At 65.6% G+C, this 25,711-nt stretch carries 22 protein-coding genes; 7 read left to right on the top strand and 15 right to left on the bottom strand.

Translation table 11 applies throughout. From position 1 onward, the window contains the following. Positions 1–88: 88 nt before the first annotated feature. Positions 89–640 carry a hypothetical protein gene (locus tag ACVWY6_RS11980; RefSeq protein ID WP_457538232.1) on the top strand — a complete coding sequence of 184 codons (552 nt, stop codon included), beginning with the start codon at positions 89–91 and terminating at the stop codon, positions 638–640. Here ACVWY6_RS11980 and ACVWY6_RS11975 read toward each other — a convergent pair. From ACVWY6_RS11975 to ACVWY6_RS11920, 12 genes are all read right to left on the bottom strand, one after another. Further along, positions 637–2,682, bottom strand: coding sequence for a neutral/alkaline ceramidase (locus ACVWY6_RS11975; RefSeq protein WP_457538231.1), 2,046 nt, complete (start codon positions 2,680–2,682; stop codon positions 637–639). The two genes, ACVWY6_RS11980 and ACVWY6_RS11975, sit on opposite strands and share 4 nt — an antisense overlap. A gap of 18 nt (positions 2,683–2,700) precedes the next feature. Further along, on the bottom strand, positions 2,701–4,011 hold the full coding sequence (locus ACVWY6_RS11970) for a D-arabinono-1,4-lactone oxidase (RefSeq protein ID WP_457538229.1): 1,311 nt from the start codon (positions 4,009–4,011) through the stop codon (positions 2,701–2,703). After that, a complete protein-coding gene (locus ACVWY6_RS11965) occupies positions 3,999–5,258 on the bottom strand; it encodes an alanine racemase (protein WP_457538227.1) in 1,260 nt (419 codons plus the stop codon). Before ACVWY6_RS11965 ends, ACVWY6_RS11970 begins: the two co-directional genes overlap by 13 nt. Next, the gene (locus ACVWY6_RS11960; RefSeq protein ID WP_457538226.1) at positions 5,255–6,508 is read right to left on the bottom strand and encodes an MFS transporter; all 1,254 of its coding nucleotides are present in this window, start codon (positions 6,506–6,508) and stop codon (positions 5,255–5,257) included. Before ACVWY6_RS11960 ends, ACVWY6_RS11965 begins: the two co-directional genes overlap by 4 nt. Further along, positions 6,505–7,173, bottom strand: coding sequence for a TetR/AcrR family transcriptional regulator (locus ACVWY6_RS11955; protein ID WP_457538224.1), 669 nt, complete (start codon positions 7,171–7,173; stop codon positions 6,505–6,507). The genes ACVWY6_RS11960 and ACVWY6_RS11955 overlap by 4 nt, the downstream gene beginning before the upstream one ends. A gap of 178 nt (positions 7,174–7,351) precedes the next feature. Beyond that, a complete protein-coding gene (locus tag ACVWY6_RS11950; RefSeq protein WP_457538222.1) occupies positions 7,352–8,353 on the bottom strand; it encodes an enoyl-CoA hydratase/isomerase family protein in 1,002 nt (333 codons plus the stop codon). A gap of 13 nt (positions 8,354–8,366) precedes the next feature. After that, on the bottom strand, positions 8,367–10,181 hold the full coding sequence (locus tag ACVWY6_RS11945; protein ID WP_062800548.1) for an ABC-F family ATP-binding cassette domain-containing protein: 1,815 nt from the start codon (positions 10,179–10,181) through the stop codon (positions 8,367–8,369). Next, entirely contained in the window at positions 10,178–11,116 is a 939-nt protein-coding gene (locus ACVWY6_RS11940) for a 4-(cytidine 5'-diphospho)-2-C-methyl-D-erythritol kinase (protein ID WP_457538221.1), read from the bottom strand. Before ACVWY6_RS11940 ends, ACVWY6_RS11945 begins: the two co-directional genes overlap by 4 nt. A 24-nt stretch (positions 11,117–11,140) precedes the next feature. Further along, positions 11,141–12,004: a 16S rRNA (adenine(1518)-N(6)/adenine(1519)-N(6))-dimethyltransferase RsmA gene (rsmA, locus tag ACVWY6_RS11935; RefSeq protein ID WP_031333552.1), complete on the bottom strand. Its 864-nt coding sequence runs from the start codon at positions 12,002–12,004 to the stop codon at positions 11,141–11,143. A 31-nt stretch (positions 12,005–12,035) separates the two neighbouring features. After that, positions 12,036–13,157, bottom strand: coding sequence for a transglycosylase family protein (locus ACVWY6_RS11930; RefSeq protein ID WP_457538219.1), 1,122 nt, complete (start codon positions 13,155–13,157; stop codon positions 12,036–12,038). A gap of 71 nt (positions 13,158–13,228) precedes the next feature. Further along, positions 13,229–14,158, bottom strand: a complete 930-nt coding sequence (locus ACVWY6_RS11925) for a TatD family hydrolase (protein ID WP_457538217.1) — start codon at positions 14,156–14,158, stop codon at positions 13,229–13,231. A gap of 2 nt (positions 14,159–14,160) precedes the next feature. Then, a complete protein-coding gene (locus ACVWY6_RS11920) occupies positions 14,161–15,009 on the bottom strand; it encodes a PhzF family phenazine biosynthesis protein (protein WP_457538215.1) in 849 nt (282 codons plus the stop codon). A gap of 36 nt (positions 15,010–15,045) precedes the next feature. On the opposite strand from ACVWY6_RS11920, the gene ACVWY6_RS11915 reads away from it, so the two are divergent. Both ACVWY6_RS11915 and ACVWY6_RS11910 read left to right on the top strand, forming a co-directional pair. Continuing rightward, positions 15,046–15,561 (top strand): GNAT family N-acetyltransferase, encoded by a 516-nt coding sequence (locus ACVWY6_RS11915; protein WP_457538213.1) that lies wholly within the window; start codon positions 15,046–15,048, stop codon positions 15,559–15,561. Positions 15,562–15,571: 10 nt separating this feature from the next. Beyond that, positions 15,572–16,504, top strand: coding sequence for an alpha/beta fold hydrolase (locus ACVWY6_RS11910; protein WP_457538211.1), 933 nt, complete (start codon positions 15,572–15,574; stop codon positions 16,502–16,504). Here the strand turns inward: ACVWY6_RS11910 and ACVWY6_RS11905 are convergent. After that, positions 16,470–16,877, bottom strand: coding sequence for a TIGR03668 family PPOX class F420-dependent oxidoreductase (locus ACVWY6_RS11905; protein ID WP_457538209.1), 408 nt, complete (start codon positions 16,875–16,877; stop codon positions 16,470–16,472). The two genes, ACVWY6_RS11910 and ACVWY6_RS11905, sit on opposite strands and share 35 nt — an antisense overlap. A 268-nt stretch (positions 16,878–17,145) precedes the next feature. Here ACVWY6_RS11905 and nhaA point away from each other — a divergent pair, with 268 nt between their 5' ends. The 3 genes from nhaA (at position 17,146) to ACVWY6_RS11890 (ending at position 21,261) form a co-directional block, all read left to right on the top strand. Continuing rightward, positions 17,146–18,438 carry a Na+/H+ antiporter NhaA gene (gene nhaA, locus ACVWY6_RS11900; protein WP_457538596.1) on the top strand — a complete coding sequence of 431 codons (1,293 nt, stop codon included), beginning with the start codon at positions 17,146–17,148 and terminating at the stop codon, positions 18,436–18,438. Positions 18,439–18,508: 70 nt separating this feature from the next. Continuing rightward, positions 18,509–20,062, top strand: coding sequence for a methionine--tRNA ligase (gene metG, locus ACVWY6_RS11895; protein ID WP_457538207.1), 1,554 nt, complete (start codon positions 18,509–18,511; stop codon positions 20,060–20,062). A 20-nt stretch (positions 20,063–20,082) separates the two neighbouring features. Further along, positions 20,083–21,261 (top strand): aminodeoxychorismate synthase component I, encoded by a 1,179-nt coding sequence (locus tag ACVWY6_RS11890; protein ID WP_457538205.1) that lies wholly within the window; start codon positions 20,083–20,085, stop codon positions 21,259–21,261. A gap of 71 nt (positions 21,262–21,332) precedes the next feature. Here the strand turns inward: ACVWY6_RS11890 and rsmI are convergent, their stop codons facing one another. Further along, positions 21,333–22,181, bottom strand: coding sequence for a 16S rRNA (cytidine(1402)-2'-O)-methyltransferase (gene rsmI / locus ACVWY6_RS11885; protein ID WP_457538203.1), 849 nt, complete (start codon positions 22,179–22,181; stop codon positions 21,333–21,335). Between the two features lie 139 nt (positions 22,182–22,320). Between rsmI and ACVWY6_RS11880 the strand changes: the two genes are divergently transcribed. Continuing rightward, positions 22,321–23,847 (top strand): dolichyl-phosphate-mannose--protein mannosyltransferase, encoded by a 1,527-nt coding sequence (locus ACVWY6_RS11880; RefSeq protein ID WP_457538594.1) that lies wholly within the window; start codon positions 22,321–22,323, stop codon positions 23,845–23,847. 91 nt (positions 23,848–23,938) lie between these two features. On the opposite strand, the gene ACVWY6_RS11875 is transcribed toward ACVWY6_RS11880, so the two are convergent. Next, positions 23,939–25,639 carry a BCCT family transporter gene (locus ACVWY6_RS11875; RefSeq protein ID WP_457538201.1) on the bottom strand — a complete coding sequence of 567 codons (1,701 nt, stop codon included), beginning with the start codon at positions 25,637–25,639 and terminating at the stop codon, positions 23,939–23,941. Positions 25,640–25,711: the final 72 nt, after the last annotated feature.

Here is a 25,711-nt window from a genome sequence, read left to right as displayed (position 1 = left end):
ACGGTTCCACCGGGTCGCAATGGCGGTCGCCGCATGCGCTCTGGTGACGGCCGGATGCGGTGGCCAGTCGAACTCGTCCGAGGACCCCGTGAGTTCATCGACGGTCGCGCCGACGCCGACGGCCCCGCAGAACGCCAGAGTCGCCGATGACCAGTGCCGATCGACACCGCCGACCGGCCCGATCGATCACAGTCTGCAGAATCTCTCGTTCGCCACCGGCCAGGCCACGGTCGCGATCACGGGTGCCGAACCACAACAAGGCTGCTATCGCTTCGCGCGGTGGGGCAATGCCGATCCGGCGGTCCCGATCGACAGTCTGCTGTTCCTGTTCAAAGACGAAGGCTCCGACGGCGTCACCATCGACATGCTCGTCGGCGACCTGACCACCCGCACTGCACTCAATGCGCGGATCACGGTTGTCGTCGACGGGACCGCCTACGGTGCCGACACCTGTGCGACGACGGTGACCGCCCTGTCCAGCACCGCCGTCGCCGGTGAGTTCAACTGCCCGACCGCAACTCGCATCTTCGGCAACCCTTTTGCTCCGCTCGACGACACCGAGCCCGAACCGAGCCAGTCGTCACCCTTGCCGACGGTCGCGGTGTCGGGTTGGTTCACCGTCGCTCCGGACGCGGGCTAGCGCGAGACGTCGAAAGCCGCCGATGTACCGGTGAAGCCGGTGATCGTGCCCGCCGGATTCTTCGAGTCGCCGAAGTAGCGGATGCGGAACCTGCCGGACGTCCCGGCAGGAATGTTCCACAGGACGGTGATCACCGAGGTGTCGGTACTGTTGGCCGGTCGCGCCCAATGCATCTCGGTCGACCATGCGTTGTCGTCGTAGACCCGGTCCCACGTGCCGTCCGTCCACTGTTGCACTTCGACGTAGGTATCCGACGTACGCAGATTGTTGTTGGGATGGGCACCGACGAACTCCACGGCCACCGTGCTCCCGCCTCGATGACGAGGCTCAGGACCCCTCAGTACGTCTCCGAAACGGTGCCCCGCGATCGGGACGTCCGGAGGTGGAGGCGGCACGAGATCCGGTTGGATGCCGGATTTGTTCAGGGGCGCCGGTCCCCGTCCGAGATCGGAACCCCTCGCCATGGCCCCGGCGAGGGCGTCGAAACTCTGCATATACGCCGACAGTGTCCACCGGCCGAACTGCGTCTCCCCGCCCTCGTACTGCTGTGACACATACTCTTCCGGGGTGGTGACGTACTGGCTGTATCCGTTGGCGAAGCCCTGCAGCAGTACGTTGTCCGCCGAGATCTGCAAGGCGTGTGCCACGACTTGCCGCACCCGGAGCCCTGAGACGATGGTGAACTCGGCAGGGGCAGCCGCAAGCACGAGATCGCCTATCCGGATGATCTGGACCGGCATGATCTGAGGTATCCATGGCCACGGTGGCAGCAGCCCCAACGGAAACGCGATGAGCTTGGGAGCCTGCACGTCTCGCACCCATGGCGACACCTCGGCGTCGAGCCCACCCACCGCGGCCACCAAGGGATTGACCTGTCCCTCATAGAAGAACGGCAAGGGCTGTTCGAAGTTGTCCTCCGAGCTGGTTGCCACCGCGCCGGCGCCCATCATCGCCGGGCTGGTGCGCGCGGGCTTTCCATCTGGGGTGTACGTACCGTCGATGGCGACGTCGGAGAAGTCGACGTAGTGCACCACAGATTCCACCCCGCTGCGAGTCATCGGCGAGGCAGAGCGGGATGCCTCACGGCCCGCCTGATATTGACGCTCACCGATGATGGCGCAGTTGGCCCGGTTGTCGGCCGTGGGTCCAGATGGACTGAACGGCACCAGATCGAGGTTCGGGGTCATGTCTCCGGCGTTGGTCTGCGGGAACGCCGCGATCACGCCCGGCTCATCACTCTCCCATCGGTGGCTGGCATAACCCTTGTTGTCCACCGTGATCAGGCGATTGTGGTCGGCGATCGAGGTTCCGTGCGTGGAGAACCAGGTGATCACGCCGATGTCCTTGCCTGCCTGCGCCAGCCGGAGCACGGTCACTGCTGGGTCGATGGCGTCGGGGAACGCATTCTTGTCTTGGAGCGGGTTCAGATCGAAGGCGACTCTCGAGCGCTGCGCGCTCGCATTGTGCAGCTCGGTTCGCCCCAGCTTCACCGTGCCGGGTGCAAGAGAGTCGTGTGCGCGGCAGATCGCCGCGAATATCCCGTTGACCTCGGCGTCGTAGGAATTCTTCTTGAAGCCGAACGCGGCCAACGTATACGCGTAGTCCCAGGCGGTACCACCACACGAGTTGTGGTTGTGGGTGGCGTTGAGGTTGACGTTCTTCTCGGTGTACAGATCGCCGTACCGTGCCCGCAGCTTGGCCAGCACTCCGATGTGGATCGATTCGAACACGCACGAGGAGTCAGCCGTCACGAAGACCACCCGCTGACCCGAGGCGCTGTCTGCGATGATGTATGCCCTTGCGTGATAACGCATGTGCAATCCCGCGGCGACCTGCTGGGGCTGGGAGTAGCCCATCATTCCTTGGCCTGCCACCGCGCCCGTCATGTCGGCACGTCCGGCTCCCACGAGATAGCCGGTCTGCGCCGGCGCGGCCCCCGCTTGTGCGGAACCGAGTACTCGGGAGGCACCGACCGCCACGGTGGTCGCGGCGGCGCCGCCGAGAACGCGGCGTCGGGAGACTTCTGGTCCGTCGAACTTCATGGTCACCGATCCGTTTGTTCAGTCGCCGAGTACCGAGGCGAGGTAGGGGTTGACAAAAACGCGATCGGGATCGAGATCTTCACGCACACTGAGAAATTCACCGAACCGCGGATACACCGACCGGAGGTGCCGAGCGTCGCGGGTGTGCATCTTCCCCCAATGGGGGCGCCCACCGTGGTCGGCCATGATCCGTTCGACCTCGTCGAAGTAACCGTCCACCGGGTCTGCGTGATACCGGTGGACGGCAACGTACCCACTGTCCCGCCCACTCGCCGTCGACAGCATGAGGTCGTCTGCGGCCGCCGCACGAACCTCGATCGGGAAACTGACCCTGAACCCTCGCCGGTTGATCATGTCGCGTACCTCGTTCAGCGCCTGCGGTACCCGGTCCAGCGGGATCGCGTATTCCATCTCCCGGAATCGAACTCGACGAGGTGAGACGAAGACCTTGGTCGATGTATCCGTGTACGTCCGAGCCGACAAAGCGTTCCCGGCCAGTGAATTGATCCTCGGAACCGCCGCAGGAAAGCGGGCCCCGACCTCACAGGTGGCGCGAAACAGCCCGTTGCTCACGACCTCGTCGTCGATCAACCGCCGGACCACGCCCGGGCCGGACCTGGGTGTGTCAGGGGGAAGCCGGGTGTTGGTCTTCGTCAGCGCAAAGCCGGTGTGCGGGAACCAGTAGAACTCGTAGTGGTCGTGGAGCGCGACCTTCTCGAGGAACGAGTCGATGACGTCGTCCACCTGCTCCGGACCTTCCTGGGCGCGCAGGGTGAATGCGGGTACACACTGCAGTGTGACCTCGGTGATCACACCGAGTGCACCGAGCCCAAGCGCGGCGGCCGAAAGCAGTTGGGGCTCGGAGGTGTCCACTGTGCGGACGTCGCCCTTGCCCGTGACCAACTGCACTGCGGTGATCTGTGTGCTGATCCCACCGTGGCGCAGGCCGGTGCCATGAGTCCCCGTCGATGTTGCACCTGAGATCGTCTGGGCATCCACGTCGCCGAGGTTCGCCATGGCCAACCCGTACGGCGCGAGAAGACCGGGGATCTCGCGCAAGGTGGTACCAGCTCGCAGTGTCGCCCGGCCCGTGGCCGTGTCGACGGCGACGAGTCCGCGTTGACCTGACATGTCCAGCTGAATCTCGGGAGCAATCGCAATGGCACTGAAGCTGTGCCCCGACCCCACGGCCTTGACGGTCACACCGTGGGTACGAGCTCTCGCCACCACATCGGCAACTTCATCGGAGTCTCGTGGCGTCACCACCTCGGCCGGGTTCACCGATTCCGTCCGGCCCCAATTCCGCCACACCGCCGTCACAGAAAGCACTTCCCTTCGCCGCGATAGGTCGGCAGTTCACCGACCACCCTGCCGCCGTCGACCACGAGGATCGAGTTGACGTGTTCACTCAGTTCGCCGGACTTGGTGTGCCGCATCCACACCCGGTCGCCGACCTGCATCTGTTGTGCGGCCTTGCCGGTCAGTGGCGTCTGCACTTCCCCGGCCGCCTCGCGCGGCAGGTAGTCGAGTCCTGCCGGCCACACCGGCAGCGGCAACCGGTCCCGGGCCGGCGGTCCGGACGCCACCCACCCACCGCCCAGGCACGTGACGATGCCCCGTGCCGGGACGCGAACAACCGACAAGCCGAACGACATGGCCGGGGCCGGCTTGAAATAGGCATAGTTGTCGAACAGGTGGCCGCCGAAGAAACCGCTACCTGCAGCGATGTCCGTGATGGACGGGTCGGTGGCGGTGACCTCGATCGAACCGGTCCCCCCGGCGTTGACGAACTCGAGGTCCGCGATCGTGCGCAGGGCATCGACCACCCGCCCCCGCCGATCGATCAACTCGGCCATCGACCGCCGCTGCATCTCGGTGATCATCTTGTTACGCAAGCGCTTGCGCGGAATTGCATCGCCCACACCGGCCACCTGGGCCTCGTACGACATCACTCCGACCAACCTCACACCAGGCCGCGCAGCCACCTCGTGCGCGAGCCGTTTGGCTTGCGCCGCCGTGCGAATCGGCGATCGCCGAACACCGATGTGGCCGAGCAGTCGGGAGGAGTAGGACGCGTCGAGGTCGATGGCGACCCTGACGTCAGCAGCGCCCGGTGGCACTGCACGCGCGATGAGGTCGAGGTGGTCCACCGAATCGACCAGGAGGGTGACCCTCTCGGCCGCCACCGGGTCCGTCGAGAGTTTTGCGATCGCGTGCGCATTGGCTGTCGGATAACCCACCAGTACGTCGGTCACAGCCGCCTCGGTGGCGAGCCAGTGGGCTTCGGCGACGTCGTAGGCCAGTACACCGGCGAAGCCATCGGTGGCCAGGATCTCACTGATCACCGAACGCACCCGCAACGATTTGGAGGCGATCCGAATCGGCACTCCGCCGGCTCGCGCACGCAGGTCTGCCACGTTGTGCCGCAGCGCCGTCAGTTCGAGTACTGCCACCGGCCCGTCGGGCGCACCGTGGTCGCGCACTGCCTGATCGATGGCACGCCAGTATCTTTCAGGTTCTGCTGCCCACGGCCACTCCGGTCGCATCACGGCTCCGTCCAGTCCGAGCTCGGTCATCGCACACTCCTGACCCGGAGCACCGACAGACCGCCAAGTATCCCGAAGAACGCCGACGCGACGAACAGCCCGGTGAACCCGGACGTGAGGTGGACGATGAAGGCCCCGAGCAGTGGGCCCAGCGCTTGGGGCACGGCCATCGCTATGTTCATGATCCCCAGATCCTTTCCGTAGTGGTCGGCGTCGGGCAGCACTTCCGTGGCCAGCGCTTGGTCGACGGCGAGGAAACACCCGAATCCCGCACCCAACAACGCGGCCGCGACGATCGTTGTGGCGAGGCCCGGAACCACCGCGATCACGAGTGCAGCAGCGCCTTGGAGCGCACCGGCAACGAGAACAAACGGCTTGCGCCTCCCGATCCGGTCACTCAGGGCGCCGGATCCGACCGCGAACGCGATGACGAACACCATGTAGACCGCGGTGAGAGCCAGCAGTGACTCTTCGGGCTCGGACACCTCGAGCCCGAACTGGAGGTAGAAGAACAACAGCGATGTCCCGAGCGCATTGCCGATGTTGACGAGCACCCGTCCCAGCAGTGTCCAGCCGAAGTCCGGTTGTTCTCGCGGCGAGATCCACAGCTCGGCGAACAGCGCGCCCACACTCAGGCGCCGTGTCGCGACCGATTGCACGGGAGGGTCAGGAACCCAAAGGGCAAAGGGCACAACGAATATGACAAGCAAAAGCGCCAGCAAGGCATACCCGGCGGCGTAGTGTGCGCCCACCGCGGTGAGCACAGCGATACCGGCGATGGTGCCGATCGCCTGCGGCGCCGACACCCAGCTCGACACCACCCCGCGTTGCTCGACGGGCACGTGGTCGCTGATGAGTGCGGTCAGTGCCGCTGCGGCCATGCTGAAGCCGGTCAGCGCCAGGCACCAGAAGAGGGCCAGCCCCCAGTAGGTGTGCTGCGGGCCCAGCATGACAAGCGCGGCCGCGAAGACCGCCGTGCCGGCGAGGATCCAGGGGCGCCTGCGGCCGAATCGTCCGGTGGTCCGGTCACTCAGGGCGCCGGCGAGCGGGAACGCCACCAGAGCGCACACCGCCGACATCCCCGAGATCGTTCCGAATGTGGTGACGCTGCGTTCCCAGTTGCTCTGCTGCAGTACGTCTCCCACGCCCAGCCAGTCATTGATCTGTTCGGGCAGCGCCAACTGGAACGGCGCCAGCTGCGCCATCCAGATACCCACCCAGGCCAGCGCGAACAACGCCACCCACCGTCTCGACACCCTGGGCTGCGTCGTGATGGTCACGGCGACACCAGATGTGAACGCAACATGGTCACGGTGGCATCGATGATCCGCTCTGCGATCTCACGGTTGCCGGTGCTGAGGTACGCCAACGTCAGACCGTCGGTGGCCGCGACCACCAGCGGTGCGAGATGGCTGGGCGGGGTGGCCCATTGGACATGCATCGCTTCGGCCGCCGCTTCCAGCGTCGTCTGCGCTATTTCGTAGTACCGGTCGTAGAGGCGCTGCGCGAAGTGCTCGAGTCCTTTTGTCCGCCTGGCATATTGAGCCAGTGTGATCATCGCCGATTCACGCCCCGGGTCGGCGATGATGCTCTCCAGATACGACATCAGCCCGGCTTTGAGAAGGTCGCCGATGTCGGCCGGCAGAACCCATTCGGCTGCTTGTTCGGTCCTAGCACCTTCGGTGCGACGCTCAGAATCGGCCGGCCCGGGACTCGGCGACGGAAGACTCAAGGGCGCGATGAAGGTGGCTAGTTCGTCAGAGGTTCCACGCGCCACCAACTCGGCGAGTAGTTCGTCGCGCGATTCGAACGCGTAGTGGAAACTGGCGAGTGACATCGAGGCAGCAGCACTGATCCGCCGGGTGGTAGCGGCTTCGACCCCGTGCTCGGCGATCACCCGGAATGCGGCCTGGACCAGCAGATCCCTGCGGGTCTCCACGGACATCCTCGCCACGGACCACCCTTTCGCCACCGAGTGAGTGGGTCAGATGACCCACTCGTGGTGTCGAGAGTATGGCACCGGAAGTCACCGCGCTGTACGAATGGCCAGGTCGACCAGAATCAGCATGGTCACGCACAACCCACCGCCGCGGGGTCGGACTCGACCTCCGGTCAGGTGACCGCTAGCCGACGATGCGGGCAACCACTGCTGGATCCACATCGGCGAGGTCGGCCGGGTCGAACCGCGGGTTTCGATCCTTGTCCACCAGCACGGCCCGAACCCCTTCGGCGAAGTCGTGAGTGCGGGTGATCTGTTCGGCGGCGTTGAGCTCTCGTTCGAGGCACTGATCAAGTGTTGAGCGGCCACCGAGGTCGATCATGGCAGCCGTCACGGCAAGGCTGGTGGGTGACGCCTTGTCGAGCAGGGCAACCATCTCGGTGGCCCATTCGTCGACCACGGCGCCGCGCAACCCGCCGACGATCGCCTCGATCGGGTCGTCGCTGAAGTACTCGGCGATCTTCGCCAGCGGCAACTCGGTCCCGGTGACGGGCTCCGCGCGTCCCGACAACGCCTGTCCCAGCGGCACTCCCGAGCGGATGTCGTCCGCCAGGCCCTCGAAAAGATCGCTCGGCACGAAGTGGGTGGCCAGGCCGAGCGCCACCGCGTCCGCGCCACGCACCCGCGCGCCGGTGAGGCCCAGCCAGAGCCCGACGCCGGCAGGCAGTCGCGGCAAGAAGTAGGTGGATCCGATGTCCGGGATGAACCCGATTGCCGTCTCGGGCATTGCGATCATGGCCTTTTCACTGACCACGCGAACCTCACCGTGCACGCTGATGCCGAGTCCGCCACCCATCGCAGCACCGTCGATCAGCGCGACATAAGGCTTGGGGTACTCGGCGATCAGCTGGTCCAGCTCGTATTCTGCGCTGAAATACCTTGTGACAGAAGCGTGGTCGCCGGCAACGGCGGCGTCCCGGATCGCACGGATGTCGCCACCCGCGCAAAATGCCCGGTCGCTGGCCGAGGTGACCAGCACGAGTTCGATGGCCGGATCGTCAGCCCATGCCGTGAGGACGGGAAACATGTCGTCCACCATCGTCTGGTCCAGGGCATTGAGCGCCTTGGGGCGGTCGAGGATGATCTCGCCGACCCCACCTGAGACCTGTGTACGGATGAACGACATCGATTCCTCCTTCTCAGCCGACCTGGTCGGCGAGTTCCATCCATGACTCCTCGGCCGCTTCCCGCTCTGCGACAACGTCTTTGAGCTCGGCATTGAGCTTCATCAACTGGTCTGCATCGGTTGCGGCCGCGGCCAGCAGTTCGTGCAGTTGCTTCTCGCGGTCGACCAACCGCACCACCTGCTTCTCCAGGCGTTTGAGCGACTTCTGCATGTCCCGCTCGCTGCCGGAGCCCTTTGCCGCACCGGCACCCGTTGCCGGGGTCGTGCCGGGGCGTGACGGGGCCGCCGAGGTCGGCGCCGGCCCGGCCGCGAGCTTCTTGAGGTACTGCTCGATACCGCCCGGCAGGTTGGTCAGTCGGCCGTCACCGAACAGTGCCCAGGTGCTCTCGCAGATCCGCTCTATCAAGAACCGGTCGTGACTGATGACCACGAGCGTGCCCGCCCAGTTGTCGAGCAGATCTTCCAGTTGCTGCAACGTGTCGATGTCGAGGTCGTTGGTGGGCTCGTCCAGCAGCAACACATTGGGCTGCGCCATCAAGACTCGGGTCAACTGCAGTCGGCGACGCTCCCCACCGGAGAGATCACCGACCGGCGTGCGCTGCTTGGCCGGGGTAAAGCCCAACCGTTCGGCCAACTGCCCGGCCGATATCTCCTTGTCACCCAGGGTGATCCGGCCCGCCACATCTTCGACCGCCTCGATCACGCGCATGTCGACGGGCAGGTCGTCGAGTTCCTGGCGCAGCCAGCCGATCGAGACGGTCTGACCTTCGATCCTCTTGCCCGCGGCAGGCGGTGTCTCACCGGCCAGTGTGCGGAGCAGGGTTGTCTTACCCGAGCCGTTGATACCGACGAGTCCGATCCGCTCCCCCGGCGCCAGGCGCCAGGTGAGGTCGTCGAGCAGGACGCGTCCGTCCGGGGTCGTCAGGCGTGCATCTTCGAGTTCGATGACAACCTTGCCGAGTCGCCGTTTGGCAAAACTGGCCAGTGCCACCGAATCTCGCGGTGGCGGCACATCGGCGATCAGCTTTTCCGCGGCCTGGATCCGATACTTCGGCTTCGACGTGCGAGCCGGGGGGCCGCGCCGCAGCCAGGCGAGTTCTTTCCGGGCCAGGTTCTGCCGGCGTTCCTCGGCAGCGTCGGACAACCGCGACCGTTCCGCGCGGGCATACACCCAGTCGTTGTAACCGCCTTCGTAACTCTCGACGTTGCCGTTCTGCACCTCCCATGTCTGGGTGGCGACGCGGTCGAGGAACCACCTATCGTGCGTGACCACCACGAGTGCACTGCGCCGCGAGACCAGATGGTCTGCGAGCCAGGCAATGCCCTCGAGGTCGAGGTGGTTGGTGGGCTCGTCGAGGATCAACAGGTCGAGGTCCTGGACCAGTGCGGCTGCCAGCGCGACCCGGCGCCGCTGTCCACCCGAGAGGTCGGTCACCAGAGTGTCCAGACCCAGTGCGCCGATGCCGATTCCGGCCAGCACCGAACGGATCCGGGCGTCGCCGGCCCATTCGTGTTCGGCCACATCGAGGGGTCCGAGCACAACCTGGCCGATGGTTTCCTCCGGCGGCAGATGTCCGCGCTGGGTCACCACCGCCATCCGCAGACCGGTACCCCTGGCGACACGGCCTTCGTCGGGGGGTTCGATACCGGCCAGGATCTCCAACATCGTGGTCTTGCCACCACCGTTGAGGCCGACGACCCCGATCCGGTCGCCTTCCTGCACACCGAGGCTCACCTTCTCGAGCAGCGGCTTCACCCCGAACGACTTGCTGATGTTCTCGACGCTGATGAGGTTCGCGCCGTTCGTCTTTCGTGCTGCGGTGGTCATGCGGCCCCTTCGATCAGGCGGGCGCCGGCAACCGGTCCGGATGCGGTCCGGACTGCGCGGCACACCCCGGCTCCCGACAACTCGGCGGCGGTGGTCACGGCGGACGTCTCATCGGTACACAGGAACGCGCAGGTCGGTCCGGACCCGGACACGATCCCGGCCAGCGCCCCGGCGTCGACGCCAGCGCGCAGTGTCCTGCGTAGCGCCGGTCGCATCGACAGCGCGGCCGGTTGCATGTCGTTGTGCAGCAAGGCTGCCACGCGCACGGGGTCTCCCGACGCCAGCGCCTGCAAGAGTTCGTCGGGCGATTCGGTGTAGGTGCCGGTGTCCTCTTCTGAGGAATACGACTTTCGGAGTTGATCGAGTTCGCGGTACACGGCGGCGGTACTGAGTCCTTCCTTGGCCACGGCCAGCACCCAGTGGTACTCGCCGCGTGAGAGCACGGTGGTCAATTTCTCGCCACGCCCCGTGCCGAGCGCGGTACCGCCCCGCACCGCAAACGGGACGTCGCTGCCCAGTTCGGCCGCGAGGTCGCGCATCTTGTCGCGACCGATGTCCAGTCGCCACAACCGTGCCAAGGCCACCAGTGTCCCGGCGGCATCGGCGCTTCCCCCGGCCATCCCGCCGGCGACGGGAATCCCCTTGGTGATGCTGATGGCGACAGCGGGCTCGCGACCGGCCACCCGGGCCATCAGCTCCGCCGCGCGCCAGGCGAGATTGGTTGCATCGAGCGGTACCGCGCCGGCGCTGTCGCCGGTGACGGTGATCGCCAGGTCGTCGGCCGGGACCACCGAGATGGTGTCCGACAGCGACAGCGCCTGGAAGACGGTGGTCAATTCGTGATAGCCGTCACGACGCGGCAAACCCACCCCCAGGTGCAGATTCACCTTGGCAGGCACCCGAACGGTGACGGGGCGTGGGACGACAGACAACACGGTGTTCAAGTCTATGCGGCCCTACTAATCGAGTTGCGCGGCGAGCGCGACGTAGTCCTCGATGGCCAGCCGCTCACCGCGCAGACCTGGGTCGATCCCGGCGGCGACCAGCATGCTCTCTGCCTGTGCGGCAGAGCCGGCGAGTCCCGAGAGGGCGGCACGTAATGTCTTGCGTCGCTGGGCGAAAGCCGCATCGATCACCGAGAACACCCGACGTCGATGTACTTCGTCGATCGGCCACGGCGCCTGGGCGTATCGGCGGATCCGCACGAGTCCCGATTCCACCTTGGGTTCGGGCCAGAACACGCTGCGCCCCACGGTTCCGGCCTGCCCGACCTCTCCGAAGAAGCGCGCCTTGACGCTGGGGACCCCGTAGACGCGGCCGCCTGGCCCCGCGGCGAGACGTTGGGCCACTTCGAGTTGCACCATCACCAGGGCCGAGGTGATGCTCGGGAACTCCGACATCAGGTGCAGCAGAACCGGCACCGCGACGTTGTACGGGAGGTTGGCGACCAGCGCGGTGGGCGCCTGCGGGAGATCGGCTGCCGTGACCCGCAGTGCGTCGGCGGTGACAACGGTGAGTTCACCTGCCTGATCGGGCGCGCGGTCGGCAACAGTGCCGGGCAGACGACCGGCAAGGCGAGGGTCGATCTCGACGGCGAGCACCGATCGTGCCGCGCCGAGCAACCCCAGGGTCAGCGAGCCGAGCCCCGGGCCGACCTCCAGGGCGACGTCATCGCCTCCGACTCCTGACGCCGCGACGATCCGCCGCACGGTGTTCGCGTCGTGAACGAAGTTCTGCCCCAGCGTCTTGGTGGGCCGGATGTCGAGAGCGGCTGCGAGTTCCCGAATTTCGACGGGGCCGAGCAACGCGGGCGAGTTCGTCAGAGCGCTGCCCGATCAACGGGTGCATGCGCGGTCAGCGCAAGCCGAGTTTCGAGGAACAAGAGGGCCACGCGCCCCATCCTTGCGCGGCCTGGGTCTTGGTGGCAATTGCGATCTGTTCTTCACGGGTCGCGAGGTCGGCACGTGGGGCGTATTCCTGGCCACCCCAGCGGTCCCAGGTGTTCTGGTCGAACTGCACGCCACCGTAAAAGCCGTTGCCGGTGTTGATCGCCCAGTTACCGGTGGCCTCGCACTGCGCCAACGCATCCCACACCGAGCCCGGCGGCACGTACGGCGCACCCGGTTTGGTGCCCACGGCAACTTCTGCGGCAACCGGTTCGACCTTGACCTCGGCATCGACCTGCTTCTTCGCGGTCTCCTTGCCGTTGACCGTCGTCACCTCATAGGTGACCTCTTGCGAACCGGGGGTACCCGGCTTCTTCACGACCTTGCGGTCCTTGACGAGGTTCGGGTCGTCGACCTTGTTCTCGGGCGGCGCGACGGGTTCGGTGACGGTGATCGTCTCGGTGCGGATACGCGTCACCGTGATGTCCATGTTGTTGGTCACCGGGGTGTCGGCCGCCGGGGTCACCTCATCGGTGGGGGCGAGAGGCTTACCCGTGTCCGCGAGGAGTTCGGCGACGGTCTTGGCCGCGATGTCCTTGGTGACCTTCTCGGATCCGTCGGTCAGGTGCACCTTCTTGGGCAGCACCACGTTCACCAGGCCACCAGAGACGGGGAGCTGGTCGGTGGTGGGGCCTTCGATCTCGATCGAGTCCGAGACCAGGTTCACCTGCGCCAGTGCCTGCTCGACGGTGGTGGCGTTGGTCTTGATCTCCCGGGGGCTGCCGTCGACGTTCACGGTCAGGGTCTTGAGCCGGTGGAACGTGATGGTCTCGCCGTCGCCGACACCCGCGTCCGGGGCCGGCTGGACCAGATCTCCGCCAGACGGGTCGTAGCCCTGTTCCTGGAGGATGCCCTCGACGGAGGTGCGCATAGTGGCCACCGTCTTGAGCTCCCCGTCGACGTCGATGGTGACGTTCTTGTACATCGCGGTGCCCATGATGCCGCCGGCGATGAGCACGATGAGCAGAAGGGCGACAGCGATACGCGGGGTGCGGGAGGTCGACGAGTTGATACGAGAGAGCACAGACATGATCACGTTAAGATAACGGGATGGTGTGTTTTGTGCAAAGCGACAGGTAAACCGCCTGTTCAGGCCGTTGTTCAGATGTCGAGACGGTAGGCCCTCGCGGCGTTGGCAGTGATAGCCCCGGCGACCTCAGCGGCGTCCTGTCCTCGCACCTCCGCCAGCGCTCGCGCGGTGTACGGGAGCACGTACGACTGGTTCGGCTGCCCGCGGTACGGGTGCGGGGTCAGGAAGGGCGCGTCCGTCTCGATCAGCAGCAGGTGGTCCGGCACCAACTTGGCGGCCGCCTGCAACGTGATGGAGTTCTTGAAACTGACCGTTCCGGCGAAACTCAGCAGATAGCCCCGCTCGATGCACTCAGCCGCTATCTGCTCGTCTCCCGAGAAGCAGTGCATGATCACCGTGTCCGGCGCCCCCTCCCGAGCAAGCATGTCCAGCAGATCCCGATCGGCCTCACGATTGTGGATCATCAACGGCTTGCCGACCCTCTTTGCGAGGTCGATGTGCCAGGCGAACGCCTCGTGTTGTTGCGGCACCGTGGCGCAGTCGTCCGATCGACCCGGCCAGTAGTAGTCGAGGCCGGTCTCCCCGACCGCGACGACCCTGGGATCGGTGAGCATCTGCTCGAGCTCCGCCTTGGCGGCGTCGTCCAGCTCATGGGCGTGGGTGGGATGCAGGGCCACCGCGGCGTACGCCCGCTGGTCCCACTGTGCTGCGGAGACTGCCCAGCGGGCGTCGACCATGTCATCGGCAACCGTGACCACCGCCCGCACGCCGACGGATTCGGCGTGGTCGAGGATGGCGGTCACCGAATCGGCGTCGCGGCCGCCACAGGCAGCCAGGTGGGTGTGGGAATCGATCAACGGTGCAAGGGGCTCGGGATCCGGCGGCGGGGTCCGGCGACGCTGCTTCTTCAACTCCTTGTTGCTGACCGAGGAGTCGTTGCCGTCTGTGATGTTTCCGTCAGGGGTATTGCCGTCAGGGGTGGTGCTCTGGTGGTCTGCCATCGCTACAGGTCCACCTCGCCGCTGATGACCGTGGCACTGCGGCCACCGACCCAGATGTCGGTGCCGTCATCGTCGATGTAGACCCGGCCCGCCCGGCCGAGCACGGTCCCCTGCGAGGCCACGTACGACGCCGGTACCTGCTGTTCACCGCGCAGCCACGTCGCGAGGCCGGCATTAAGACTCCCCGTCACCGGATCCTCGGGCGCGGCGACCCCCGGGATGAACGCCCGGACCTCAAAATCCGGCCGATCGGCGGGCATGGGCACATCTCCCCGATACGGGCCGATCACACCGACGTTGAGCGACCCGAGTGCATCAAAATCCGGGCGGACATCGAGTACTCGCTGCGCGGAGGTGAGCATCAGGCCGATCCACCGTGGCCCGTTGTCCACCCAGTTCGAGGCGACCACATCGGAGGGCGCGAGCCCCAGGGCTTTGTGGATCGTGGCCAGATCCGAGTTGTCGACAGCACCCGACCGGACCAGCGGAGGACTCGCGAAAGCCAGGCGGTCACCGTCGGACCTGATCGTGACCAGCCCGGCGCCGCACTCCTGAACGATGTTGTCGCCCTTGGGGACTCCACGCGCACGCAACCAGGCGTGAGCTGACCCGAGGGTGGGGTGGCCGGCGAACGGTAGCTCTTCGGCGGTGGTGAAGATGCGCAGCTTGTAGTCCGCCGCCGGGTCGTCAGGGGTCTGGAAGAACGTCGTCTCCGCCAGATTCGTCCAGTTCGCGAAGGCCGCCATCGACGCATCGGTCAAGCCGTCGGCGTCGAAGACGACGGCGACAGCGTTCCCCGAGAGGGATCCGGACACGAAGACGTCGACTTGCTGGAAGGGGCGCAGGGGCATGTGTGAATTGTGCCCTGGTCGATTTACCGTTTTCCAATGGATATGGACATGGGCCGCGATGGCGGGACCCGGACGGACATCGAGACCCGGCCGGCCGACGACTCCGATGTGCAGCGCTTGGTTGCCGCTGCCGTCGCCGAGCTAAATGTCCGCTACCCCGGTGACGTGGAGCTCGAACCCCTTCCCACGACCGGCGACCACTTCGTGGCCGTTGTCGACGGAGTAGCGGTTGGTGTTGTCGTCTTGATCGGTGTGCGCCCTGGACTCGACGAGGTCAAGCGGCTGTACGTCGAGCCCGGGCAGCGCGGGCGAGGCGTGGCGCGGTCACTGATGAATGCACTCGAGCATCGGGCGACCACACGTGGGACCGACGTGGTCCGGCTCGAGACCGGCACACGCCAACCGGAGGCGATGGCGCTGTACGAGTCGTTGGGGTACTCCCTCATCGAGAACTACGGCCACTACGCGGGCAGCCCGTTGAGCCGCTGCTACGCGAAATCCCTGCGGTTCGACGACGAGACTTCACCCTCCGCCCGCGGGGCCGGGTACTAAGGTCGTGACGATGAGTGAGATCGAGAACCGGGTAGGCACGGCGCAGGTCGGCGACATCACGATCGCTTACGAGGACATGGGTGACCCGAACGATCCGGCCGTACTGCTGATCATGGGTCTCAGCGCGCAGTTGACGTTCTGGCAGACCGCTTTCTGTGAGTCCATCGCCGCCAGGGGTTATCGGGTGATCCGCTTCGACAACCGGGACATCGGCCTATCGACGCACCTCGACGGCGTACGCGTCGGCGGTTCGATGCTCACCAGGATGGCCCGCCACCAACTCGGTCTTCCCAGCGATGTCCCCTACACCCTCGTGGACATGGCGCAGGACGCCGTGGGCCTGCTCGACACCCTCGAGATCGAGAAGGCGCACGTGGTCGGCGGATCGATGGGCGGCATGATCGCCCAGGTCCTCGCGGGCCGACACCCCGAGCGGGTGCTGTCGCTGGCGATCTTCTTCTCCAGCACCAACGAGGCCTTCCTGCCACCTCCGGATCCGCGCAAATTGTGGGCGCTGCTGTCCGGACCCGGAAAAGGCTCCACCCGCGAGGCCTACATCGAGAACGCAGCCAAGGCGATCCGGGCCATCGGCAGCCCGAAGTACGAACTCAGCTGGGACGAGGCCCTGCGACGGTCGACCGCAGCGTACGACCGCGCGCACGACCCCGCCGGCGTGGTGCGTCAGACCTGCGCAGTGATGGGAACCGGAAGCCTGAAGAAGTACACCACCGCGATCACGGCACCGACCGTGGTGATCCACGGTAAGGCCGACGGTTTGATGCGCCCGTCAGGCGGCAAGGCCATCGCGCGGGCGGTCAAGGGTTCCAAGCTCGTGTTGATCGACGGCATGGGCCATGATCTGCCCGAACCGCTCTGGCCTCAGTTCATCTCCGAGTTGGTGGCCAACTTCAGCCGGTCCACGAACTCCAACGCCGCACAGTGACGGCGATGACCGGACCGTCGAGCGAAACAGTCTGATACTGCGGGTATTTGGCACGCAGCATCCTCAATGCGTCATGCATTTCGGGGCCGCTTTCGTGAACGCGGGCACACCCGTCGGCCCGCACCCACCACAGTCGGCTCCAGTCATCCTCGTAGTGATCCACCACCAGGCTGACGTCCGGGCATTCGGCGATGTTCGCCAGGCGCCGCAAGGGTCTGCCGGACTTCGGCTTGCCGTCGACCGCGGTGTAGATCAGGTCGCCGGCCACAGCGAACACCACCGGGACCACATGGGGTCGGTGGTCGGCGGACACCGTACCCAGCCGGGCGACGGGTGCACTCGCGAAGAACTGTTTCGGGTCGGAGACGGCCACGACTCACCCTAGATCGCCGATTGGGGACACGGGGACGGCGATGCGCACTGAGCCGTCAGCAGAGCCTGCGCAGACCTTGTAAGGTGACACCCCAGGAGTGCCGGGAAGTCTGGTCGGCCACGTGCAACGCGTAAGGCATCTGCGTGCCGTGTCATGTCATCACCGACAGATGTGAGGTATCCCGTTGTCTGACAACCAATCTCCCGAGCCCACCGGCCCGACACCGCCAGGTTCGGCCGGGCCACCCGCGCGGGGACCCGCCCTCCCCATGTTCGCCCGGGGGTCGTGGTCGGAGGCATCACGGGTCTCGTCGATTCTCCGAAAAGAGACCGTCGGCGGGGCTTTGCTACTGGTCGCCACGGTGATAGCGCTCGTGTGGGCGAACTCGCCGTGGTCCGAGGCCTACACGTCGCTGGGTGAGACGACCGTCGGGTCGGACGCGCTGGGGCTGCACCTCGACCTCAGTCTGGCGACCTGGGCGGCCGACGGGCTGCTCGCCATTTTCTTCTTTGTTGTCGGCCTCGAACTCAAACGGGAGTTCGTCGCCGGCGATCTCCGCAATCCTGCGCGTGCCGCGCTCCCGATCGCCGCGGCCGTCGGCGGGATGGTGGTGCCCGCAGCGATTTTCGTGGCCATCACCCTGCCGGCCGGTGACGGCGCCGTCGAAGGGTGGGCCATCCCCACGGCCACCGACATCGCCTTCGCTGTCGCGGTGCTGGCCGTCATCTCCACCCATCTGCCTTCCGCGCTACGCACGTTCCTGTTGACCCTCGCCGTTGTCGACGACCTACTCGCGATCACCGTCATCGCGGTGTTCTACACCGAGGACGTCAACGTGGGAGCGCTTGCGCTCGCGGTGCTGCCGCTCGCCTTGTTCGCGGTCTGTGTTCAGCGACGCATCCGGTCCTGGTGGGTCCTCCTCCCACTCGCCGCGTTGACGTGGGCGTTTGTACACGAGTCGGGCATCCACGCAACCGTGGCCGGCGTGCTCCTCGGGTTCACCGTTCCGGTGATCCGCAGCAAGGCAGCCGGAGGCCCCGACGCAGGGCCCGGCCTCGCCGAACACTTCGAGCACCGGATCAGGCCCATCTCCGCCGGCTTCGCGGTCCCGGTGTTCGCGTTCTTCGCCGCGGGCGTCGCCATCGGCGGTCTTTCCGGGTTCACCGACGCCCTGCGAGATCCGATCGCACTGGGCATCATCGCCGGACTTGTCCTGGGTAAGCCGCTGGGGATCTTCGGCACCACCCGACTGCTGTCGGCCTTCACCCGCGCGAGCCTCGATTCGGCGATTCGCTGGATCGATGTCCTCGGCATCGCGATGTTGGCCGGAATCGGATTCACCGTGTCCCTGCTCATCGGCGACCTGGCCTACGGCATCGGCTCCGAACGCGACGAACACGTGAAGATCGGCGTGCTCACCGGGTCACTGCTGGCCGCCGTACTCGCGGCCGTCCTGCTGCGCATCCGCAATCGGCACTACCGGGCCATCTGTGCCGAAGAAAGCGTCGATGACAACCACGATGGCATCCCGGACGTCTATCAGACGCCACAGTCCCGTTGACCGAGCAGTGAGATGAGCCGGTCAGGCCCGGTGATGGCCTCGACACATCGGCGATAAGCTGTCACCCACCATGGCTTCTGCATCGAAACCGCCGTTTTACATCACCACGGCCATTGCTTACCCCAACGGGGCACCACACATCGGGCACGCGTACGAGTACATAGCTGCGGACGCCATCGCCCGATTCAAACGACTCGACGGCTACGACGTGCTGTTCGTCACCGGCACCGACGAGCACGGCCAGAAGATGCAGCAGACCGCCGAGAAGGAAGGCATCGAGACCCGGGCCCTCGCCGATCGGAACTCCGCAGCGTTCCGCACCTTGCAGGAAACCCTCGGTAGCAGCTTCGACCGGTTCATCCGGACCACCGACGCCGACCACCATGTCGCGTCGCAGGCCATCTGGGAACGAATGGTCGCCAATGGCGACATCTACCTCGACAAGTACTCGGGTTGGTACTCGATCCGGGATGAGGCCTTCTACTCCGAGTCGGACACCACCGTGAACGAGGACGGTACGAGGGTCTCGACCGAAACCCAGACGCCGGTGGAGTGGACCGAAGAAGAGGCGTACTTCTTCCGACTGTCCGCCTACCAGGACAAACTGCTCGATCTCTACGAGAAGCACCCGGAATTCATCGGCCCGGGAACCCGCCGTAACGAGGTGTCGAGCTTTGTCCGCGGCGGTCTGCGCGATCTGTCGGTGTCGCGCACCACCTTCGACTGGGGCGTGCAGGTCCCCGGTCACGACGACCACGTCATGTACGTCTGGGTCGACGCACTGACCAACTACATCACCGCTGCGGGCTACCCCGACACCGACTCGGAGCGATGGAAGAAGTTCTGGCCCGCCGATCTGCACATCATCGGCAAGGACATCATCCGGTTCCACTGTGTGTACTGGCCCGCTTTTCTGATGAGCGCCGGCATCGAACTGCCCAAACGTGTGTACGCGCACGGATTCCTGCTCAACAGCGGCGAGAAGATGAGCAAATCGATCGGCAATGTCGTCGACCCGTACGTGCTGGTGAACGAGTTCGGTCTCGACCCCATCCGCTTCTTCTGCCTGCGCGAGGTGCCGTTCGGACAGGACGGGTCCTACAGTCACGAGGCCATCATCGCGCGGGTCAACGCCGACCTGGCGAACGAGCTCGGCAACCTCGCCCAGCGGACACTGTCCATGGTCGGCAAGTACTTCGACGGTGTCCTGCCGGCACCCGCCGCCCTCACCGACGCCGACACCACGTTGCTGGACAAGGCCGACGGCCTGCTCGCTCGCGTGCGCACGGAAATGGATCAGCAAGCCATCCACACCGCGCTCGAGGTGATCTGGGAGGTGCTGGGCGACACCAACAAGTACATCTCCGTCGAACAGCCGTGGAAGCTCGCGAAGACCGACCTCGAACGCACCGGCACCGTGCTGTACGTCTGCGCGGAGGTCGTACGGATCACCACGCTGCTGGCGCAGCCGGCAATGCCGGAATCAACCGGCACGCTTCTCGATCTCCTTGCCGTGAAGCAGGATTCGCGCACATTCGAGTCCATCGGAGAGCGGTTGACCGCCGGAACGGCGCTTCCGAAACCGACGCCCGTCTTCCCCCGGTACGAACTCCCCAAGAGCTGACGAGATCAGGGCGCGGACTGGTGTTGCGAAGCGTTGAACTCGGTCCGGGTTCGGCGTCTGATGTGGTGCGCGCCCTGGACTTTCACACCCGGCGACTCGGGATACCCGGTCCGGCGGCGCTGATCGGCGATTGGCTCGACTCCGATGCCGTCATCGCTCCGTCGATCGACCTTCGGGCCGGAGTCCCGATACCCGATGACCCGCAAGGGTTCTGGTTCGGCTACCAGGGTTTCCCGGATCGCGTCAGCGAGAACCCGTTGCCTCCCGCTGCCGGCGGTGAGACCGACAATGTGCTCGAACTCGACCGGACGGGCAGCTGGTGGTGGACGTCGCTGAACGGTCAGGAGTGTCCGGACTGGGTACGCGCCAGTCTCGGCGAGCATCACAGCCGCACATGGTCGGTCACCTGGCAGCCGCCCGCGCAGCGACCACACGTGGAGGCCATTGCGCAGTGCCTCGAGGCCATCCGTGCCGGCGAGGTCTATCAAGCCTGTATCTGCACCCGTTTCGCCGGCCGGTTCGCAGGTTCGGCGGCCAACTATTTCGCCGACGGCGTGCACTTCACCCGCCCTCGCAAAGCAGCTCTGCTGCATGGCGATTGGGGATCTGTTGTCTCGTTCTCGCCCGAGACCTTTCTTCATCGACGAGGATCGGTGGTGACCTCGAGCCCCATCAAGGGCACCCTGCCCATCGACCTCGACCCACAGCTGTTGCTCGACTCCGCCAAGGATGTCGCAGAGAACATCATGATCGTCGATCTCGTGCGCAACGACCTGGGCAGAGTGGCGCTCACCGGCACCGTCGCAGTGACCGAGTTGCTCGACGTGCATCCCGCGCCCGGCGTGTGGCATCTGGTGTCCACGGTGCAGGCAACGGTGCCGCCGTCGGTGTCGAACTCGGCGCTGATCGACGCCACGTTTCCACCCGCCTCGGTGACGGGTACGCCGAAAGCCCGTGCTCGCGAATTGCTTTCGAAGTGGGAGCAGAACTCCCGCGGGTTGTACTGCGGGGCAGTCGGAGTGGTCTCCCCCATTTCCGGACTCGACCTGAACGTGGCGATCCGCACCGTGGAGATCGCCCCGGATGGCGCGGCGTTCCTGGGCGTCGGCGGGGGGATCACCATCGACTCCGACCCCGACGGCGAATGGCAGGAGTGCCTGGACAAAGCCGCGGCCATCCTCGGTATCCAGCCCGCCTGACGCACTTTCCGGTGCACGGCGCACCGGTCGTTCCGGTGCGCGAGACCGCGACCCGTGCGCGAGGGCCGACATCAGCTCTCGCGGCTCGCAAGCACCGCCTCGTACAGTTCGCGGCGCGAGGCACCTGTCTTCGCCGCGAACTGGGCACAGGCATCTTTGAGGCGCACTCCCCCGGCGACAACCTCCTCGACGCGCGCCACAAGCGCTTCGATGTCCGGTTCGCCCGCGACCGCGCCGTCGAGAACCACGGTGATCTCGCCGCGCACACCCTGGGCCGCCCACTCCGCGAGCTCGCCGAGCGACCCACGGCGCACCTCTTCGTACGTCTTGGTCAGCTCGCGGCACACCGCGGCGCGCCGGTCGGGCCCCAGCACTGCCGCCGCATCGAGCAGACAGTCCGCGAGCCGGTGTGGTGCCTCGAAGAAGACAACGGTGCGCGCCTCGTCGATGTACTCGGTGAACCACGATCGACGTTGCCCTGACTTGCGGGGAGCGAAGCCGTCGAAGCAGAAGCGCTCCACCGGCAGACCCGACACCGCCAGCGCGGTGGTCACTGCAGACGGTCCAGGCAGGCACGTGACGGGTAGATCCGCCTCGATACACGCGACCACCAGCCGATAGCCCGGGTCGGAGACCGACGGCATGCCGGCATCGGTGATCACCAGGACGGTGGCGCCCGACCGCACCTCGTCCACCAGGGCCGGGGTTCGCTTCACCTCGACCTGGTCGTAATAGCTCACCACCCGGCCGCCGATGGTCACGCCCAGCCCCGCAGCCAGCGCCTTCGCGCGGCGGGTGTCTTCCGCGGCCACTACGTCGGCAGCGGCCAGTGCCTCCCGGAGTCGGGGGGACGCGTCGTCGATGCGTCCCATCGGGGTCGCGGCGAGTACGAGTTGGCCTTGTGGCTGCGGAGAGTTCATCACCGCACAGCCTACGATTGGCAAGGTGACGTTCGCCCCGCCGCTCGAGAACTCCGTTCCGGAGGCCTCGGACAACGCTCGACGGTCCCTTCCCGGGTGGCAATCCTCGGACGAATTACCCGGCGTCCACGCCGAGGACCTGGGCACCAGCCCTGGCGCGGCGCGTAAGGTCCCCGCGCCTGTCTTCGGCCCCACCGATCGTCGGCGCGGCTGGATCGTCGCTCTGATGATCACCGCGATCGGCGCGATCACTCGTTTCGCGAACCTGGGCAGCCCTACCGACAAGGGCACACCCGTCTTCGACGAGAAGCATTACGTGCCGCAGGCCTGGCAGGTGCTCACCGGCGACAACTGGCTTGAGGACAACCCGGCCTACGGTCTGGTTGTCCACCCGCCCGTCGGCAAGTGGATGATCGCCATCGGCGAGTGGCTGTTCGGCTACGACGCCTGGGGCTGGCGGTTCATGTCGGCGGTGTGCGGCACGCTGATGATCCTCATCGTCGTGCGATTGGTCCGTCGACTGACCCGCTCGACGCTTGTCGGCGCGATCGCCGGGGTGCTGATGATCGTCGACGGGGTCACCTTCGTGGCCTCGCGGACGGGCTTGCTCGACATCTTCCAGATCTTCTTCATCCTGGCCGCGCTCGCCGCGATCGTCTGCGACCGCGACCAGATGCGGTCCCGGATGCACAAGGTCTACTCCGAGGGCCGGATCCACGACTCGCCGTACGGACCGCGGCTGGGTTTCCGGTGGTGGCGTTTTGCTGCTGCCATCGCCCTGGGCCTTGCCTGCGGCACCAAGTGGTCGGGCATCTACTTCGTCATCTTCTTCATCGTGCTCTCGCTCGGTTTCGACGTGGCGGCACGCAAGGCCTATCTGGTGCAGCGTCCGTGGCGGGGGGTGCTGCTCCGCGATGTGATCCCCACCGGTTTCTCCCTCGGCGTCACCCCCGTGCTGATCTACCTGGCGACGTTCGCTCCGTGGTTCAGTTCCGAGACAGCGGTTTACCGGTACGAGGTGGGCAGGCAGATCGGCACCGGTGGGCCCTTCGCGTGGATTCCCGATGCCTGGCGTTCACTCTGGTACTACGAGTCGGGCGTGCTCTCGTTTCACGCCAATCTCACCAACTCGGCAGGCAATCACCACCCGTGGGAATCAAAGCCGTGGACATGGCCCATGGGCCTGCGCCCGATGCTCTACTACATCGAGTACGGCCCGGAGAAGTGCGGCGAGTCCGAGTGCGTCAAGGCCATGATGTTCATCGGCACCCCGATCATGTGGTGGCTGGCGTTACCGATGCTCGCGTGGGCGCTGTGGCGCATGTTCATCCGGCGTGACTGGCGGTACGCCGTCGTTCTGGTGGGGTACGGCGCCGCCTACCTGCCCTGGTTCACCAATCTCGACCGCCAGATGTACTTCTTCTACGCCACCGCGATGGCGCCGTTCCTCATCATGGGTCTGGCTCTCTGCGTCGGGGACGTGCTGGCCGCGAGTCGCCGCGCCAAGAACTACGCGTACGAGAAGCGGCTGGTCGGTGCGGTCGCGGTCAGCATCTATCTGGGTCTTGCGGTGGCCAACTTCATGTGGATGTGGCCGATCCTCACCGGCGAACCCATCTCCCGCGAGATGTGGAACATGCAGATGTGGTTGCCCAGCTGGACATGATCGAACCTGCCATGGCAAACGCGTTGCTACCGCCCCCAGACGCAAACGGGTCCCCTCGAGAGGGGGCCCGTTCACATCTGAATCTTGATGATCACTTCAGTTCGTCGGGAGACTTCCGCAACTGGTCAGGTGTGATCGCCGGGAACTGATCCGAAGGCAGCACGTCGTTGGCCTCGTCGTCGCCGGCCAGGATGTTCGCGTGCGTCCGCAACGTGTGGTCGACCTGGGTGTCGTAGTTGCGCTGGGCAACGATGAGCGGATCGCGGCGCAGGTCCATGTACAGAGACACGCACATGAAGATCATCACGATGACAAACGGCAGCGCGGCGATGATGGCCATCGTCTTGATGCCGTTGAGCGCGTCGTCGCCACTGGCCCACAACAGCAGTGCGGCAACAGCTCCGGTCAATACGCCCCAGAAGATGGTGACGCCCTTGCTCGGTTCGTGCGCTCCCCGTTCGGACAAGGTGCCCATCACCAGTGAGGCCGCGTCCGCACCGGACACGAAGAAGATCGCGACGAGCACCATCACGAGCACCGACGCGATGCCGGTCAGTGGCAGGTTGCCGAGCATGTCGAAGAGCTGACTCTCCGCCGAACTCGCGTCGGCCAGCCCCTTGCCGTCCTGTTGTTGTCGTATCGCCGTCCCACCGAAGATGGCGAACCACAGCAGCGAGACGATCGTCGGGACCAGCAGCACGCCGATCACGAACTGGCGGATGGTGCGGCCACGGCTGATCTTGGCCAGGAACATGCCGACGAAGGGCGTCCAGGACACCCACCACGCCCAGTAGAAGATGGTCCAGCCGGCGAGCCAGGTCTCACCCTCGCTGTCGACGGTGGCACCTGATCGAGCCGAGAACGAGGTGATGTCGTTGAGGTAGGTGCCGATGCTGGTGGGCAGCACGTTCAGGATGAAGACCGTGGGCCCGACGACGAAGATGAACAGCGCCAACACGATCGCCAAGACCATGTTGGTGTTGGACAGCCACTGGATGCCCTTCGCGACGCCCGATACCGCGGATGCGACGAATGCTGCGGTCAGCACCGCGATGATGGCCACCAGCAACAACTTCGACGGGTCGTTGATCCAGCCGACCTCCACAAAGCCCGAACCGATCTGCGCGGCACCGAGTCCCAGGGAGGCGACCGTACCGAACAGGGTCGCGAAGATCGCGAGGATGTCGATGACCTTGCCGCCCCAGCCGTTGGCACGGTGGCCGAGGATGGGAGCGAAGACTGCACTGACCAATTGTCCTCGGCCACACCGGTAGGTGCTGTAGGCGATGGCCAGGCCGACCACCGCGTACATCGCCCACGGGTGGAAACCCCAGTGGAACATCGTGGTTGCCATGGCGATACCCACGTCGTTCTGCGACGTTCCGGGAGGTGCGGTCACGAAGTGGGTGAGGGGCTCGTTCGCTCCGTAGAACATCAGGCCGATACCCATGCCGGCGCTGAACATCATCGCGACCCAACTGACGGTGTTGTACTCGGGTTTCTCCCCGTCACGGCCCAGCGGGATCTTGCCGTATTTGCTGACCGCCAGGAAGATGGCGAACAGTACGAAGAAGGTGGCCGACAGGATGAACACCCAACCGAGGTTGTCGGTGATCCAGGCCAGCAGGTCCTGCGTCCTGGTGTTCAGACTCTCTTTGTCGACCAGACCCCAGATGACAAACGCGATCACTGCAGCAGCGGTGACCCCGAAGACAACTAGGTCGATCCGCGGTTTTGGACCCCGAACATCCGGAGTCGGAACCGCATCGGTGGTTTCAGTGGTCAATGCCATGAACCTAACTAGAACAGGATTCACCTCGATTGTTCAACTTTCACAACCGATTTGCTACCTGGTCGTAACCAC

The organism is Williamsia sp. R60, from assembly GCF_054063855.1.
This window is presented reverse-complemented; position numbering and strand designations above follow the sequence as displayed.

Bases quoted from the DNA above. Each gene is read 5' to 3' on its own strand.
- ACVWY6_RS11975 (WP_457538231.1), bottom strand. From the start codon at position 2,682: ATGAAGTTCGACGGACCAGAAGTCTCCCGACGCCGCGTTCTCGGCGGC.
- ACVWY6_RS11965 (WP_457538227.1), bottom strand. From the start codon at position 5,258: ATGACCGAGCTCGGACTGGACGGAGCCGTGATGCGACCGGAGTGGCCG.
- ACVWY6_RS11955 (WP_457538224.1), bottom strand. From the start codon at position 7,173: ATGTCCGTGGAGACCCGCAGGGATCTGCTGGTCCAGGCCGCATTCCGG.
- ACVWY6_RS11950 (WP_457538222.1), bottom strand. From the start codon at position 8,353: ATGTCGTTCATCCGTACACAGGTCTCAGGTGGGGTCGGCGAGATCATC.
- ACVWY6_RS11945 (WP_062800548.1), bottom strand. From the start codon at position 10,181: ATGACCACCGCAGCACGAAAGACGAACGGCGCGAACCTCATCAGCGTC.
- ACVWY6_RS11930 (WP_457538219.1), bottom strand. From the start codon at position 13,157: ATGTCTGTGCTCTCTCGTATCAACTCGTCGACCTCCCGCACCCCGCGT.
- ACVWY6_RS11925 (WP_457538217.1), bottom strand. From the start codon at position 14,158: ATGGCAGACCACCAGAGCACCACCCCTGACGGCAATACCCCTGACGGA.
- ACVWY6_RS11920 (WP_457538215.1), bottom strand. From the start codon at position 15,009: ATGCCCCTGCGCCCCTTCCAGCAAGTCGACGTCTTCGTGTCCGGATCC.
- ACVWY6_RS11915 (WP_457538213.1), top strand. From the start codon at position 15,046: ATGGATATGGACATGGGCCGCGATGGCGGGACCCGGACGGACATCGAG.
- ACVWY6_RS11910 (WP_457538211.1), top strand. From the start codon at position 15,572: ATGAGTGAGATCGAGAACCGGGTAGGCACGGCGCAGGTCGGCGACATC.
- nhaA (WP_457538596.1), top strand. From the start codon at position 17,146: ATGTTCGCCCGGGGGTCGTGGTCGGAGGCATCACGGGTCTCGTCGATT.
- metG (WP_457538207.1), top strand. From the start codon at position 18,509: ATGGCTTCTGCATCGAAACCGCCGTTTTACATCACCACGGCCATTGCT.
- rsmI (WP_457538203.1), bottom strand. From the start codon at position 22,181: ATGAACTCTCCGCAGCCACAAGGCCAACTCGTACTCGCCGCGACCCCG.
- ACVWY6_RS11875 (WP_457538201.1), bottom strand. From the start codon at position 25,639: ATGGCATTGACCACTGAAACCACCGATGCGGTTCCGACTCCGGATGTT.